The organism is Kitasatospora sp. NPDC056327, from assembly GCF_042261735.1.
Classification (GTDB): domain Bacteria; phylum Actinomycetota; class Actinomycetes; order Streptomycetales; family Streptomycetaceae; genus Kitasatospora.
Map to the genome: position 1 here is coordinate 43,064 of NZ_JBHJRC010000016.1, position 16,033 is coordinate 59,096.

The following is a 16,033-nucleotide window of genomic DNA, read 5'->3' on the forward strand; positions in this document are numbered from 1 at the left end:
GGAATCAGACGAGCGGAAACTCCCCCGCCTTCAGCCCGCCAACGAACGCCGCCCACGCATCAGCAGCGAACAGCAACGCGGGCCCATCGGGATCCTTGGAATCACGCACGGCCATGCCGCCGATCACAGCACGACCCGTCTCAACGCAGTCGTTGGCCTGTGCGCTATAGCTGCTTTTGCACCAGCCGCGAGCAGCTGTCTCCGACACGTTCACGCGCCTGCCTCTTTCCGTCGTCCGGCCCCACGCTCACGTTTCCCGGGTGTGGGGGCAGTGGTCCACCGCGGCCCCCACACCCGGCCCCGTCAGGCGATCGGGAACTCCCCCGCCTTCAACCCGCCAACAAACGCCACCCACTCATCAGCGGCGAACAGCAACGCGGGCCCATCGGGATCCTTCGAGTCACGGACCAGATGGTGCCCGGACACACCGTCGGCAACCTCGATGCATTCACCTTGCCCGTTGCTGTACGAGCTCTTGCGCCACTGCACAGCCGAGTTCTCGCGGTTCACCTGTACTCCTCTGCGACATCCCTCAACCACGAGACGGAGCGCTCGGGTTGCACTGACGAGGCCATGAGGCGGCGGAAGGTGTCCTCATGACGGGCGATCTCCGCTGGACGATCGGTGTAGATGCTGCTGGTGGTGACCTCGGAGTAGGCCACTCGTCCAGGAATGTCGCTGAAGGACAGGATGGAGAAGGAGGAGCCCATGGCCGCATGGGCGCCCGCGGAGAACGGCAGCACCTGGATCGTGATGTTCGGCCGTTCCTCGGCCATCCCCGCCATGTGATCGAGTTGGTCTCCCATGATGGTCGCCGACCCGACAATCCGCCTCAGGACGGCCTCCCCGACGATCGCCCAGAACCGCGGCGGCTGTACTCGGTCGAGGATCTGCTGCCGCTCCATCCTCAGCGCGACGCGACGCTCGATGTCTTCGGCCGACTCCTCCGGGTTGGTAGCGCGGATGACCTGGCGCGCATAGTCCTCGGTCTGGAGCAGACCGGGCACCAACTCGCATTGGAAAGTCTCGATCTTCGCGGCGTCGGTTTCGAGACCGATGTAGGCGCGGAACCAGTCGGGCAGCGCGTCACCGTAGGCGTGCCACCAACCCTGCTGACGGCTCTGCCGCGTGAGGCTGACGAACTGCTTGACCTGCTCGGGGTCGTCAACTCCGTAGTAGGCGAGCAGCTTGGAGGCGTCACGATCCTGGAGCGGAACACTCCCGCTCTCGATGCGGCTGAGTTTCGATGCCGACCAGCCGAGCGCGGCAGCCACATCCTTGGCAGCCATACCGCGAGCCGCACGCAACTTGCCCAGCTCGCCGCCCAGCCTACGCCGCAGCACAGTTGGACTGTCCACCCGTCACCTCCCCTGCTCGGTCGCGTAGATACACAGTCTGCCACCCCCTCAATCCAGTCCAGGCCTTCACCATTTCGTGCAATTGCATGAGCGAAGCACTTGCATCATCTATCGCTCGCGAGCATGCTACTCGCAGTAGTCAATCGCTCGACACAAGGTGACAAGCGTGAGGCGTACCGGGCATCCCCATGCCCGATCAGCAGCCCATCGAGGCTGCATACCAAGCCCTCGGCCGTCACCACCATTCGCGCCACGAAGGGTGATCAGCCGTGTCCGACGTCTGCAACAACCTCCCCCCGGCCCCCTCGCCCCACGAGCAGTCCACCTGGCTGCCCAAGCACCGCCGTTCCGTCGGCGTCGCCCGCCGGCTCCTCCTCGACTTCCTCCGTGCCTCCCCGCCCGGGCTCGCCGACCTCTTCTCGTCGACCGGCGAGCTGCTGCTCAGCGAGCTGGTCACCAATACCGTGCAGCACGCCCGGGTGCCCGCCGACCGGCTGCTCCTCGTGCGCTTCGCGCTCTCGCCCGCCGAACTCCGCATCGAGGTGCACGACGCCGGCCGCCCCCTCCCCTCCTCCGTCTCCACCCCCCAGCAGCCCGGCCTCGACGCCGAGGCCGGGCGCGGGCTCTTCCTCGTCGACCGCCTCGCGCACAGCTGGGGCTGCTTCCCCCGCCCCGACGGCATCGGCAAGGCCGTCTGGTGCACCATCGCGCCCGCCCGCCCCCAGTAGCACACCCCGTCCCCACCCCGGGGAAGAGCAGCCGCCCCCTCGGCCGAGCCACCCCGACCGGCACGAACAACCGATTCCGATTCCGCCACGACCCCCCTGTCCCACCCGCCCCCGCAGTAGGCTCGTGGACCCGGCAGACCGCCCCTTCGGCGCCGCCGGGCCCCGGCCACGGCGACTGTCCGTGTCCGACCGTAAACTTCACCCCGCGAGCACCACCCGAACACCCGGCGGGGAAGAACCACGAGGGGGACCGTCACACCGTGAGGCCGACGCTGGAGGCGCGGGCGCTCAAGGAGAGCCTGCTGCAGTACCTCTCGACCACCTACGCGCTGACGGACGAGGGCGCGCGGCTCGCGCTGCACAGCTTCCTCGGCGACGAGACCACTGGCATGTTCCGGGGCCCGTTCCTGCGGATCCGCACGCCCTTCCTCCAGGCCGACCCGAGCTGGCGTTCCTCCCTCGACTGGGCACCGGGCGACGGCTGGACGCCGTACGCGCACCAGGCCCGCGCCTTCGCCCGGCTCAGCTCGGCCCACGGCCGCACGCCGCAGCCGACGATGGTCACCACGGGCACCGGCTCCGGCAAGACGGAGTCCTTCCTCGTCCCCGTCCTCGACCACTGCCGCCGCGAGAAGGCCGCCGGCCGGTACGGCGTGAAGGCCGTCCTCCTCTACCCGATGAACGCGCTGGCCACCGACCAGGCCCTGCGCATCAACGACTACCTCCGCAACAACGACGAGCTCTCCGCCGTCACCGCCGGCCTCTACATCGGCGACGTCTCCAAGACCCGCTACGAGCGGGTGGAGACCAACCGGGCCTCGATGCAGAGCTCCCCGCCCGACATCCTGATCACCAACTACAAGATGCTCGACCTGCTCCTCCAGCGCAGCGACGACGCCCCGCTCTGGAGCGGCGCGGACCTGCGCTACGTCGTGGTCGACGAGTTCCACACCTTCGACGGCGCACAGGGCACCGACGTGGCGATGCTGCTGCGCCGACTCGCCTCCGCGCTCGGTGTGTCCGAGCCGGACCGGCCGCTGGGCACGATCTGCCCGGTCGCGACCTCGGCCACCCTCTCCTCCGACTCCGGCCCGGACAGCGCGGAGGCGATGCTCCAGGTGGCGGGCGAGGTGTTCGGCACGCCGTTCACCGCGGACGCAGTCGTCGGCGAACAGCGCCTCTCCCCCGAGGAGTTCATCCCCTCCGAATCGATCGACCCGCTGCCGGTGCCGACTCCGGACAAGCTCACCGCGATGGCCGATCCGACGCTGAGCGAAGCGGCGTTCGACGCCCTCGCGGAGGCCTTCACCGGCGAGCGCGGCCTCGACCGCTTCGAGCTCGGCGCGCGCCTGAAGAGGCACATCCTGACCCAGGCCGTGATGACGGCACTCGACGGCGAGCTGAAGTCCGTCGACGAGGTCCTCGCCGTCCTCTGGCGCGCGGGTGCCTACTCCTGGGGCCAGGCGATCACCCAGCGACCCGAGCAGGCCGCCGAGGCACTAGCCAGGTTCGTCGCCCTGCTGTCCACCGCCCGCGCACCGGAGTCCCGCACCGGCACGCCCCGGCCGCTGGTCCAGATCGAGGTGCACCAGTGGGCCCGGTCGGTGTCCCGGGTGCTGCGCGGAGTGCTGCCCTGGCCCCGCGCCCAGTTCCAGTGGGACGCCGGCGACGCCTCGCAGGCGGGCGCGCCGGAGACGGTGCGCAGCGCCCCGATGACGACCGCCAACGGCGGGGAGAGCGCCAATCTCTTCCTCCCGGCGGTCTACTGCCGTGACTGCGGGCGCTCCGGCTGGGCGGTGTTCACCCCGGAGAGCGACGACCTGGAGGTGGAGGTCACCCCGTCGAAGATCCGCCGGGCCTCCACCAGCCAGGACCGGATCCGGGTGCGGAACCTGATCGCCGCCACCGACGCGGAGGCCAGGCGCGCCTCCGCCGAGGCGCCCGTGGCGGCCTCGGCCCGGGGTGCCCGGGGCGGGCAGCTGCACGGCGCCGGCGGGGACCTGATGGTGCTGGACGGCGGCAGGCGCCGGCTCCGTCTGCCCGATCCGCTCACCGACTTCGACCCGGAGACGGGCGAACCGCGGGTCGGCACGCCCGACTCGGCCTTCGTCCTGGTCAACCGGGGTGCCACCGCCAACACCGCGGCCAGGGAGGACTGGTGCCCGGCCTGCGGCGAGCGCAACGCCGTCCGCTACCTCGGTACCGGACAGGCGGCGCTCGCCGCAGCCTCCATCACCCGGCTGTTCACCGGCGGCGAGCTCGACGAGAAGGCCGACGAGCGCAAGACCCTGATGTTCAACGACTCGGTGCAGGACGCGGCACACCGGGCCGGCTTCGTCGCCAACCGCTCCTACACCTTCTCGCTGCGGGCCCTGCTGGTGGCGCACCTGTCGCAGGACCGGCCGACGGCGCTGAACGACCTGATCGCCGAGGTGATCGCGGACAGCACGGACGCCGACACCCTGGTCGCGGTCGTCCCGCCGGACCTGCACGACCTGCGCGGCGTCGCCCGGTTGCTGTCCGGGAAGTCCAAGGGCGACCGGGCGACCTGGCAGCTGATCGGCGAGCGGCTGGCCTTCCAGACCCTGATGGAGTTCGGCCTGCGGGCCCGGCAGGGCCGCACCCTGGAGCTCACCCGCACCGCGGCCGCGCACGTTCGCCTCACCGACCCGGCGGCGGCCGTCGCGCTCGTCCGCGAGGCGCACGCGTCGAGCGGGCACGCGGACACGCTGGAGCCGCTCGACGACGCCCGCTACCTGGCGTTCCTGCGGGTCTTCCTGGAACGGCTGCGCTGGCGCGGCGCGATCAAGCACCGCTGGCTGGAGCAGTACCTCTCCGAGACCGGAACCAGCCGCTACTTCGTGTGGGGGCGGCGTCCGCAGGGCATGCCGGCCTTCCCGAAGGGCGTCGCCGCCCCGGTCTTCCTGCTCTCCGGTCCGAAGGACGGCAGCGAGTTCGACGTGGTGAGCGGCCGGCTCGCCTGGCACGAGCGCTGGGCCGGGCGGACCCTCGGCCTGCCGCGCGAGCAGTCGCCCGCCTTCTGGGGCGCGCTGCTGCCCGGCCTGCACGACGCCGGTCTGCTGTCCGTGCGCACCGCGAAGGACGGCGCCACCCGGATCCACGGCCTCCAGCCCGGGGCGATCGACGCCCTGCTGCTGTCCGACGAGGACGTGGAGACGGCGTACGTGCGCTGCCGGGTCTGCTTCTGGGAGCAGACCGTGCACCCCTCCCTACTGGAACAGTGGCACGACGCGCCGTGCCCGTCCTACCGCTGCTCCGCCGGGCGGCTGGTGGCCGGCACCCACGCCCGTGAGGCGGACGTCCACGCCCGGGACCGGCAGTTCCGCGAGGACTACTACCGCCGCCTCTACCACAGCGCGGGCCCGTACCAGGTGGTGACGGCCGAGCACACCGGCATGCTGAACCGCGAGCAGCGCGAGAGCGTCGAGGCGGCGTTCCGCCGCAAGCGGCTCGACGGACGGGTCTTCAACGACCCCAACGTGCTCTCCTGCACGCCCACCCTGGAGCTGGGCATCGACATCGGCGACCTGTCCGCCGTGGTGCTCGCCTCGCTGCCGCGCACCTCGGCGAGCTACGCACAGCGGGTCGGCCGGGCGGGCCGGCACACCGGCAACGCCTTCCTGCTGACCATCCCGGAGCGGCGCAAGCGCGACCTCTACTACCTGGACCGCCCCAAGGACATGATCGCCGGTCCGATCACCCCGCCCGGCTGCCACCTCTCCGCGGTGGAGATCCTGCGCCGCCAGTACCTCGCCCACCTGCTGGACCTCGCGGCCCGCGGCCGTCTGACCGGACACGGGGGCCGGGTCCTGCCCGGCCTCCCCCGCAGGGCCAAGGAGCTCTTCGGACCGCACGGCTACCTGGCCGACCTGACCGAGGCGGCGCTCACCCACGGCGAAGCCGCCGTCACGGGGTTCCTGGCGCTCTTCCCCACCGGCGTGAGCGACCAGGCCGCCGCCGATCTCCGGGCCTACGCCACCGGCGGCCTGCGGGGCGCGATCGAGCAGGCCGACCGGGCCTGGGCGGCGCGCGAGGAGACCCTGCGCACCCGGATCGCCCACATCAACGCGGCCGTCGCCGCCCTGCACGACGCCGACCCGGAGGAGGCCCGGCAGAAGGCCGAGCTGGAGGCCGAGCGCCGCGGCGTGGGCAAGCAGCTCGGCAAGCTGCTGGAGGAGACCCCGGGCCAGGGCGCCCTGGTGGAGCTCGGGCTGCTGCCCAACTACGCGCTGGTCGACGCGTCCACCGTGCTGGAGGCGACGCTGTACTGGCCGGAGGAGAAGGCCCCGGGCGAACGCCCCTCGTACGACTCCGAGCTGCGCCCCTACGAACGGCCCCAGCGCCTCGCACTGACCGAACTGGCCCCGGGGAACACCTTCTACGTCAACCGGTACCGGCACGAGATCACCGGCCTCGACATCGGCACGGCCTCCCAGCCGGGCTGGCAGACCTGGCGGGTCTGCCCCCAGTGCGGCTACGTCCGGACCTCGGGTGCGGAGGGCGACCGGTCGGCCTGCCCGCGCTGCCGCAGCGGAGCGATAGCGGACGACGGCTCGTGCCTGTTCAAGGTCGTCCAGCCCCGGCTGGTGACGGCCCGGGACAAGCGCGACGACGCCCGGATCCGGGACGACCGGGACGAGCGTGACCCCCGCTTCTACGAGGTCGTGCACGCGGTCGACATCCCGGAGGAGTCGCTGGAACCCGGCTCCTGGCGGCACACGACCGAGACCTTCGGCGTGGACTTCTCCCGCACGGCCGTGATCCGCACCGTCAACGTGGGCCCGGCCCGCTTCGACATCCCGGCGGCCGACGAGTTCGCCGGGCACACCGTGCGGCTCAACCCGTTCCACGTCTGCACCGGCTGTGGCGCCGCAACCGCCGACGGTCGTCCGGTGTTCGACCACGACACCGACGAACTGAGCGCCTCCGCCGCCCGCGACCCCCGCCTCAAGCACCACCGGCCGTGGTGCCCGGTGCGGCGCGGGAAGGCCTCGGAGGCCGAGCAGCTGCCCGTCCTGCTGGGCCACGAGCTGCGCACGGAGGCGCTGCGCGTCCTGCTGCCGGCCGCGACGGTCCTGGTCGAGGAGAAGATCCACTCCTTCCGGGCGGCCCTGCGGCTCGGCGTGGACCGGCAGTTCGGCGGCGACCCCCAGCACCTGGAGCACACGCTGGCCTCGATGCCGGACAGCGGAACCGGTGAACGGCGCTGGTTCCTCGTGCTGTTCGACGCCCTGCCCGGCGGCACCGGGTACCTGCACCGGCTGACCGACCCCGCCGTGTTCCGGGCCACCCTGCTCAAGGCCCGCGAGGCACTGCTCGACTGCGCCTGCAAGGACGAGGAGCACCGCCGGGCCTGCCACCGCTGTCTGCACCGGTACACCGCCGAACGCTTCCAGTCGAAGGTCTCCCGCCTGGAGGCGCTGGCCCTGCTGGAATCGCTGCTCTTCGACCGCGAGGGTGCCGACGCCTGGCGGACCACCGCGCTCGCCTCGACCGGTCTGATCGGCCTGGACCGCCAGGTCGAGTCCGACCTGGAGGCCCGCTTCCTCGCCGCGCTGCGGACGTGGAGCGAGAAGAGCGAGGACGCCGTTCTGGAGGAGGACGGCCGCGCCAGTGGCCATCTGAGGATCAGTGGTGGGGACGGGCGGCTGCACTGGCGGCTGACCGCGCAGGAACGCGTGGCCGGAACGCGAACGGACTTCACATTCACCCGGATCAACGGCCCCACCGGCAGCGTCAAGGTGTACCTCGACGGGCGCCGCTACCACGCCAGCAGGGAGCACAACCGCCTCGCCACCGACGCCGCGGCCCGCACCGGGCTGCGCGCGGACGGATCGGTGGTGTTCCAGCTCACCTGGGACGACCTCGACCTGTTCGAGGGGCGCCCGACCCGGAGTGCGCCTGTCTGGCCCCCGTACGAGTGGGCCGCCCAGGAGGCGGCGAAGGGCGTCTACGAGGAACTGGGCGGCAGCCGACCGCAGCTGGCGGGCGCGGTCCACACCAACCCGATCGACACCCTGTTCGGGTACCTCCGCGACCCGGCGCCCCGGCTGTGGTCCCGCCGGGCCAATGCCCTGGTCAGCGGCCTCACCGCGCACGCCGGCACCGTGCTCGCCGGATCCGCCGACCGGCGCGGTGTCCTTGTGGAGACCCTGCGGACGGCCCTCGGCGTGCCCGCCGGCGGCACGAACGGCGATGACGGACAGGTCGAACCGGTGCACGTCCTGCGCAGCACCGACGTCAACGGCCTGCCCCTGGTGCTCGCCGTGCGCGACGCCGACCAGCAGGCGCCGGCCTGGACGGTGCTCGCCTGCCTGGACGACGACTCGGCCGCTCTGGACACCGACGAGCACAAGCAGCGCTGGCGGGCCTGGCTGTACTGGTCCAACCTGCTCCAGTTCCTGCCCCGCGCAGGCGGCGACGGCGTCCAGCTGACGACCGGCCAGGCCGCGGACTTTCCGCTCGAAGCGCTCGCGGTGTGCGGCGGCGCGGGCGAGTTGGAGTCCCTGAACGCGGCGCAGGCGGCCCCGGCCGAGCCGCCGTCCCCCGCCCTCTCCCCGTTCGAGGAGAAGGTCGTCGTGCTGCTCCGGGACCGTGCCTGGGACAACGACTTCCTGCCGGAGATCGACCCGGACGAGGAGGCCGCCCTGCTCGATCTGGCGGTCCGGCTCGCCGAGCGCGGCAAGTCGGCCCCGACTGTGTTCGGCTACGAGCTCGGCGACAGCCGGTGGCCGGCGGACTTCGTCTGGGCCGACGACGCCGTCAAGGTCGCCGTCCTGCCCGTCCCGGTCCTGCTGCCCGGCGACCCCGAAGGCGCGGCGGACGACGAGACCGAGCGACGCGTCGCCGCCTACCGGGCCGAGGGATGGACGGCCCGCACGGCGTCCGACTGGCTCGACCACCTGGACACCCTCTTCTCCCTGCTCCCCGACGCGTCCTCGTCCGGCGCGCCGCACGACGTGGAAGGCTCTCTGCGATGACCGCCCGGCTCAGCCTGTACCAGAAGGCCGAACAGGAGCTCTACAAGCTCGACCACCAGGTGAAGGGGGAGTTCTACAACTTCAGCCGACTGTTCCGGTCGGACCCCTGGCACTCCAAGCTCCGGCTCAAGCCGCTCAAGGGCGACAGTCGGATCTTCTCGGCCCGCCTCGGCCCCTCCTACCGGGTCCTGCTCACCCGCACGGGTGTGGGCGCCGACGGTGTGGAGAGCTGGCTGGCCATCGCGGTGCGGCACCGCCGTGACGTCTACGAGCAGCTGTCCGTGGCCGTCAACCGGGTCACCGGAGAGATCGAGTTCGTCGACCTGTCCGTGGTCGGCGAGAGCGCGCTGCGCAGGGCCGGCATCGCGCTCACCCCGGCCGAGCCCGAGGCCGAACCGGACGAGGTCCCCGCCGCCCCCGCGCCCGCGCCCACCCCGGTCGACCCGGCGGCGGACCGGGCTGCACCGCTGCTCGCCGCCTACGACGCCGAGCTGCTGCGCGAACTGGGCGTCGCCGAGGCACTGGTGGACCTCGCCCTGGTCGTCACCACCAGCGAGGAGCTCGACCAGCTCGTCCGGGGCGCCCCTCTGCTGACCAAGGACGTGCTCTACGGACTGGCCGCGGGAGTCCCGCTCGACGAGGTCCGCCGGGAGATCACCGCCCCGGTGGAGCTGGACGAGCGGCCCAACCCCGAGGACTTCGACGCCGCTCTGGCCCGCACCACCGTGACCGTGGTCACCTCGGACACGGCGCTCGCCGCCGCGATCGGGGAGGGCGACTTCCGGGCCTGGAGGGTCTTCCTCCACCCCACCCAGGCCAAGCTGGCCAACCGCGTCTACAGCGGGCCCGCCAGGGTCTCCGGCGGGCCCGGCACCGGCAAGACCGTCGTCGCCCTGCACCGGGTCGCGCACCTCACGGAGCAGCTGCCGCCCGGCGAGAACAAGCCGATCCTGCTCACCACCTTCACCAAGAACCTGACCACCGACCTCCGGGCCCGGCTCGCCTCCCTGCTGGAGCCCGAGCGGCTCGCCCGGGTCGAGGTCGCCCACATCGACCAGCTCACCGCACGGGTCCTCGCCGAGAACAGCCTCGCGGGCCGCACCCGCAGCCGGGTGGAGAACCAGGTCGCCCTCCGGGAGCTGCGGGACATGCTCCTGGAGCTCGACGAGCGTGCCTGGGAGCCCGAGTTCCTGCTGGAGGAGTGGGAGCAGGTCGTCCTCGGCCAGGCCGTTCCGACCCGCACCGCCTACCTCCAGGCCCGGCGCGCGGGCCGTGGCCGACCGCTCAACCGCTCCGAGCGGACCGCGGTGTGGAGGCTGCTGGAGCAGTACACCGCACGCCTCGACAAGTTGAACCTGGAGACGTGGAGCCAGGCGTCCGAACGCGCGGCCCGGTTCGAGATCGGCCGGGCCGCGAAGGTCCGCGCACGCGCCGACTACAAGGAGCAGATCGGTGCCCAGGACCTGATCCACCGTGACGCGGAGTCGGGCATGCGCTACCTCCACCACCGCTACCGGCACATCGTCGTCGACGAGGCCCAGGACCTCAGCCCCGCGCACTGGAAGATGCTCCGCGCCATGGTCCCCGACGGCCCCGACGACCTCTTCATCGCCGGCGACACCCACCAGCGCATCTACGACAACCAGGTCTCCCTCGGCGCCGTCGGCATCAACATCCGGGGCCGCTCCAGCCGGCTCACCCTGAGCTACCGGACCACCAAGGAGATCCTCAGCAAGGCCATCACCGTCGTCACCGGCAAGGATGTGGAGTTCGACGACCTCGACGACGGCACGGACAACCTCACGGGCTTCCGATCCGTCCTCAGCGGGCCCGACCCCGTCCTGACCGGGTACCCCACGTGGGCCGAGGAACTGAGCGGACTGGCCGAGACCCTCCGGACCTGGCGGACCGAGCTCACCACGGACGAGGCCGGACGGACCGTGCGCGACGCCCGTGGCCTGCTGGCCGTCTGCGTCGCGGACCGCAGCAAGGTCAACGAGGTCATGTACTACCTGACCACCACGGCCGGCATCACCTGCGCCGAGCTCACCAAGGAAGGCCCGCGCGGCGAAGGTGAGGTCCACGTCGGCACCATGCACCGGTTCAAGGGCCTCGAATACCAGCGCCTCGCCATCGCGGCCGTCGGCGAGGGCATCCTTCCCCGGGCGTTCATCGAGCAGTACCGCACCACCGACCACACCCGGTACCAGCGTGAGCTCCGCAAGGCGCGTGCCCTGCTCTTCGTCGCGACGACCCGCGCCCGCGACTCCCTCAGCATCTCCTGGCACGGCACGGCCAGCCGCTTCCTGCCGCGCTAGCTCCTCCTCCGCTGCGGAGCCGGTCGCGCGGGACGCCCGGAGCCTCGTGCGCACCGCTCCGTCGGGTCCGCGGCGCCGGGTTCCCGCAGTGGTGCGCGTGATGCGTCCGGAGGGCGGGTGGGCCCGCCGATGGGCGACTTCCGTGCAGTGCGGTGTCCTTCCCCGGGCGTACGGGAGTACGTCCGCCGGGCGAGGAGCGGGTCGTCGGGCGGGGCGACGATTCGGTGCCGGGGGGCGGGGAGGCTGGGTCCGGAGGCGGGCGCGATCGGTGTGCCCGCCGGATCCGGGGAGGAAACCATGAAACGTCGTCTTGCCCTCGTCGCGGCCGCTGCCGCCTGTCTCGCCCTGGCCGCGCCGGTGGCTCCCGCCTTCGCGGCGCCGGGTCCGCCGACCGGTGACGGCCCGGCCGCGACGGCGGAGCAGCGGGGTGGCACCGACGGACGGCGGCAGCAGGCGCTGAGCGCGCTGACCGGGGCCGGGGCCTCCTCGGCCGTCGCCGAGGTGCGCGACCGGGGCGGGGTCTGGCGCGGTGCCTCGGGCGTGGCCGACCTGGCCACCGGGGCACCCGCGCGGGCCGACGGGCGGTTCCGGGTGGGCAGCGTGACCAAGACGCTCGTCGCGACCACCGTGCTCCAGCTGGTCGGCGAGCGGCGGCTCGGCCTGGACGACCCGCTGGCCCGGCACCTTCCGGGGCTGGTGCCGGGGGCCGAGCACATCACGGTGCGGCAGCTGCTCAACCACACCTCGGGGCTGTGGGACCCGACCAACGAATCCGGCGGGATCTTCCCGAACCTGTTCGAACCGGCGGTGTTCCGGGCCTGGATCGCCGACGGCGGGCTCCGGCGGACCGTCACCGCCCGCCAGTTGGTGGCCGCCTCGGCCGCCCACGCCCCGGACTTCCCGCCCGGCTCGGCGTGGAACTACTCCAACACCAACTACGCGCTGCTGGGGCTGCTGATCGAACGGACCACCGGCCACGAGTACGGCGAGGAGGTCACCCGGCGGATCCTGCGTCCGCTCGGGATGTCCCACAGCCTCTTCCCCGGCACCTCGACCGGAATCCCCGGACCGCACGCCCACGGGTACTGGACGGTCGTCGACGAGACGGGGCCGGGCAGCCGGACGGACGTCGACGTCACCGAGCAGAACCCCTCCTGGGCCGGCGCCGCGGGGGCGTTGATCTCCACCACGGAGGATCTCAACCGCTTCCAGCGGGCCCTGCTGAAGGGGCAGTTGCTGCCCCAGCGGCTGATGCGGGAGATGACGGCCACCGTCCCGACCGACCCCGCCGGACACCAGCTCGACTACGGCCTCGGCCTGGCCCGGTACCAGCTGTCGTGCGGACCGGTCCTCGGGCACAACGGCGGCATCTTCGGCTACGACACCCAGCTCTGGGGCACCGCCGACCGCCAGGTCGCGCTCTCGTACACGGGCCGCGGCGACCGGGAGCAGGACGCGGCGCAGCAGGCGGCGATGGCGGGGTTCCTGGAGACGGCGTTCTGCGCGGACCGCTGACCGCGGGGGACACCGACCGCCGGGGGCACCGACCTCGGTGACCCCGGCACGATCCGGTGCACCCGATGCCCCCGGTGCACCGGGGTGCAGGGGTGCAGGGCCGTCGGCCACCCGCCGGGGAACCCGGGGCACCGGCTTCCCCGGCCGCCGCTTCCCGCCTTCCCCCCTCCCCCGACGGAGGACCGTGTGAACACCCCGGTACCGGCCGGGTCCGGCGGTCCTGCCTGGCCGGTGGACGCGGACAGCCGACTGTCCGCGGTCATGGTCGCGCGGGGCCTCGGCCCGGTGGAGCCGGCGGCGCGGCTGGGCTGCGACACAGGGGGCCGACGGCGACGGCCGGCGAGGACGGTGCGGAGCTGCTGCTGCTCGGCGCCCGGTACCGGCCGGGCGGGGGCCGGGGCGGGCTGGTCCGGGTCGGGGAGCGCGCCGGGTGGGCCGTCGCGGTCGAGTAGGGCGACGCCCCGTGCCGGGGCCGGCTCGCCGACGCGTCGCGGGGGCGGCGGCGAGGCCCCGCGCCTCGAACGGCCGTCGGACGACGGGTTCTCCGGCGGGCCCCCGACGTCTGCTACGCCCGTGACGGCGGGTGCGGCGGGTGCGGCGGGGGTACGGGCCGGCGGCGGAGGCGCGGCGGTACGGGCCCGAGCCGGACCTGCCGGTGCCCCGGCTGGTCACGGCCGGTGTCCTGGTGCCGGACGGGCGGACCTGGCTGCCGCCCGCCGACGGCTCGGACCGGACGGCCCTGCGGCGCGGCCCGGGCGCGCCGGAGCAGCGGTTCGGGCCGGCACTGCCGCCCGGCCTGCTGCTGGACGCCGAGCCGGCTGCGCCCCCGGTGCGGCAGGGCGCGCCCGGTGACCGCCGACCGTCAGCCGCCCGCGTCGTCCCCCTCACCCGTCCCCACCCGTCCCGTCCGCCGGCTCGCCCGCCTGATCGCCCGCCGCAGCGACGAGCCCCCGGACGGTCGCGGTCAGGATGCGGGCCAGCCGGGGCTCGACCTCGACGACGGCGTGGGCGAGCCGCGGGTCGCTCCGGTAGAGGGCGGCGACCTCCGGGCCCGGGTTGGCGATCTGCCACAGGGCGCCGGCGAGGGAGACGGCGGTGGCGACGAGGTCGACCACGTCCTGGTCGCGCAGACCGGGAAGCTGCGCACGGACCGCTGCCGCGATCGGCTCACGGGCGGCGAGGGTGGCGAGCTTGAAGTCGCGGACCGCGTCGAGGGAGACATTGCGTTCGAGGTTGAGCGGGGCGTGGGCGAGCAGGTCGCAGAACGGCCCGCGGGCGGCAAGGGTGGCGGCGAAGGCCCGCGCCACGGCGGCCGGTCCCGGATCGGTGCTGTCGCGCAGGCGCGCGGAGAGCGCGCGGGACCACTCGTCCCAGCCCTCCGCGGTCAGCCGCAGGAAGATCTCCTCGCGGGTCTCGAAGTAGCGCAGCAGCGCCGACTTGTGCATCCCCACCGCGGCGGCGATGTCGGTGAGGGTGACGTCCCTGATGCCGCGCTCGCGGCCCAGCGAGCGGGCCGCCTCCAGGATCGCGGCCTCGCGCTGCCGCTTGGCCTCGGGCGAACGGGCTCGCTGGAACTCCGATGCAGTCACCGGCCCATAGTAGCGCAACGCCGTTGCACTATTACCGCAACGGTGTTTTACTAACGGCATGGACACCAACCACACGGACGCCACGACCGCGGACACGCCGACCACGGAAGCGCCGACCACGGACAGCAGGACCTGGTTCATCACCGGCAGCTCCCGGGGCTTCGGCCGCACCCTCGCCCGGGCCGCCCTGGAAGCCGGCCACCGGGTGGCGGCGACCGCCCGCCGCCCCGAGCAACTCGGCTCCCTCGCGGACGAGTTCGGCGACCTGGTCCGCCCGATCGCGCTGGACGTCACCGACCCGGCCGCCGCCCGGGCCGCGGTCGCCGAGGCGCACGCGCACTTCGGCCGGATCGACGTCCTGGTCAACAACGCCGGCTACGCCAACGTCGCGCCGATCGAGACCGCCGACGACGCCGACTTCCGCGCCCAGTTCGAGACAAACTTCTGGGGCGTCTACAACGTCACCAAGGCCGCGCTGCCGCTGCTGCGCGAACAGCGCGGCGGGCTGGTCGTCCAGTTCTCCTCGGTCGGCGGGCGGGTCGGCGGCTCCCCGGGCATCGCCTCCTACCAGGCGGCCAAGTTCGCCATCGACGGTTTCAGCCGCAGCCTGCGCGCCGAGACGGCGCCGTTCGGCGTGAAGGTGCTGGTGGTCGAGCCCAGCGGGTTCCGCACCGACTGGTCCGGCTCCTCGATGACCGTCCACGACGTCCCGGCGGACTACGAGGAGACCGTCGGCGCCACCAACTCCCGGCTGCGGCAGGGCGAGGCCGGCAGCGCCGGCGACCCCGAGCGTGCCGCCGGGATCCTGGTGCGGATGGCCGGGCGCCGTGACGTCCCCGACCACCTGCCGCTCGGGGTCAACGCGGTCGAGTACTCCCTCGCCCACGGCCGCCGGCTCCTGGCGGACGACACCCGGTGGCGCGAAGTCGCCCGCTCCGCCGACTTCGCCGAGGCCTACCCGGTCGCCTTCCCACCCGACCGGGAGGAGTGACCGGGGAGCAGTGAGCGGGGAGCAGTGAACGGGGAGCAGTGAGCGGGGCAAGGACCGGGGGCGAAGACCGGACGCCCCACCCGGAAGCACCGCCCGAACGCGCCCACCCGGGCCGCCCACACGTGCAGCCGTTCCGTCCGGCCGGCACGGCGGGCCGCCCGAACGGACCGGCGGAACCGCCGGGAGCCCGGGGGCCCGCGCCCCCGGCGGACCCGACGACGGGAGTCGGCCGGGCCCACCGAGCGGGCCCCCGGGCCGGATTCCCTGACCCTCGTTCAGAGTCCGGAAACCGTCGCTGGATTGTTCGTGCCCATCCCCTATGATCCGATGCCGGGGGGAGGCGGTCCGTACACGGTCCGCCGTCGCGTCCGCCCTGTCGGCGGCGCGCCCGTGCCGCCGATCCGACGTTCCGGCACCCCGGACCAGAGATCGGAGGAACCGCTCCGGTGAACCTCACGCGGCGAAGCAGGCGGCGACGGCGATGTCGCGGGGCCGGTGGCCGCGGTCGGTGAGCGCCCGGACGGCCTCGGGGA

General features: G+C 73.1%; 9 protein-coding genes. 5 read left to right on the forward strand and 4 right to left on the reverse strand.

The annotated features are described in order from the left end of the window. Window positions 1-4: 4 nt before the first annotated feature. From ACFCX4_RS04485 to ACFCX4_RS04495, 3 genes are all read right to left on the reverse strand, one after another. A complete protein-coding gene (locus ACFCX4_RS04485) occupies window positions 5-214 on the reverse strand; it encodes a DUF397 domain-containing protein (protein WP_376138898.1) in 210 nt (69 codons plus the stop codon). Between the two features lie 89 nt (window positions 215-303). Further along, entirely contained in the window at window positions 304-510 is a 207-nt protein-coding gene (locus ACFCX4_RS04490; RefSeq protein ID WP_376138900.1) for a DUF397 domain-containing protein, read from the reverse strand. Beyond that, entirely contained in the window at window positions 507-1,358 is an 852-nt protein-coding gene (locus ACFCX4_RS04495; RefSeq protein WP_376138902.1) for a helix-turn-helix domain-containing protein, read from the reverse strand. Before ACFCX4_RS04495 ends, ACFCX4_RS04490 begins: the two co-directional genes overlap by 4 nt. A 269-nt stretch (window positions 1,359-1,627) precedes the next feature. Here ACFCX4_RS04495 and ACFCX4_RS04500 point away from each other — a divergent pair, with 269 nt between their 5' ends. The 4 genes from ACFCX4_RS04500 to ACFCX4_RS04515 all read left to right on the forward strand — a co-directional run bounded on the left by ACFCX4_RS04500 (window position 1,628) and on the right by ACFCX4_RS04515 (window position 12,920). Continuing rightward, window positions 1,628-2,086, forward strand: a complete 459-nt coding sequence (locus ACFCX4_RS04500; protein ID WP_376138904.1) for an ATP-binding protein — start codon at window positions 1,628-1,630, stop codon at window positions 2,084-2,086. A gap of 260 nt (window positions 2,087-2,346) precedes the next feature. Then, window positions 2,347-9,087 carry a DEAD/DEAH box helicase gene (locus ACFCX4_RS04505; RefSeq protein ID WP_376138906.1) on the forward strand — a complete coding sequence of 2,247 codons (6,741 nt, stop codon included), beginning with the start codon at window positions 2,347-2,349 and terminating at the stop codon, window positions 9,085-9,087. Further along, window positions 9,084-11,405, forward strand: coding sequence for a UvrD-helicase domain-containing protein (locus tag ACFCX4_RS04510; protein WP_376138908.1), 2,322 nt, complete (start codon window positions 9,084-9,086; stop codon window positions 11,403-11,405). The genes ACFCX4_RS04505 and ACFCX4_RS04510 overlap by 4 nt, the downstream gene beginning before the upstream one ends. 297 nt (window positions 11,406-11,702) lie before the next feature. Then, window positions 11,703-12,920: a serine hydrolase domain-containing protein gene (locus ACFCX4_RS04515; RefSeq protein ID WP_376138910.1), complete on the forward strand. Its 1,218-nt coding sequence runs from the start codon at window positions 11,703-11,705 to the stop codon at window positions 12,918-12,920. 884 nt (window positions 12,921-13,804) lie between these two features. On the opposite strand, the gene ACFCX4_RS04520 is transcribed toward ACFCX4_RS04515, so the two are convergent. Beyond that, window positions 13,805-14,509 carry a TetR family transcriptional regulator gene (locus ACFCX4_RS04520; RefSeq protein ID WP_376138911.1) on the reverse strand — a complete coding sequence of 235 codons (705 nt, stop codon included), beginning with the start codon at window positions 14,507-14,509 and terminating at the stop codon, window positions 13,805-13,807. Between the two features lie 58 nt (window positions 14,510-14,567). On the opposite strand from ACFCX4_RS04520, the gene ACFCX4_RS04525 reads away from it, so the two are divergent. Next, a complete protein-coding gene (locus ACFCX4_RS04525; protein ID WP_376138913.1) occupies window positions 14,568-15,500 on the forward strand; it encodes an SDR family NAD(P)-dependent oxidoreductase in 933 nt (310 codons plus the stop codon). The last annotated feature ends 533 nt before the right edge of the window (window positions 15,501-16,033 follow it).

Excerpts from the sequence above, each read along its gene's own strand:
- ACFCX4_RS04525 (WP_376138913.1), top strand. The coding sequence starts at position 14,568 with ATGGACACCAACCACACGGACGCCACGACCGCGGACACGCCGACCACG.
- ACFCX4_RS04515 (WP_376138910.1), top strand. The coding sequence starts at position 11,703 with ATGAAACGTCGTCTTGCCCTCGTCGCGGCCGCTGCCGCCTGTCTCGCC.
- ACFCX4_RS04510 (WP_376138908.1), top strand. The coding sequence starts at position 9,084 with ATGACCGCCCGGCTCAGCCTGTACCAGAAGGCCGAACAGGAGCTCTAC.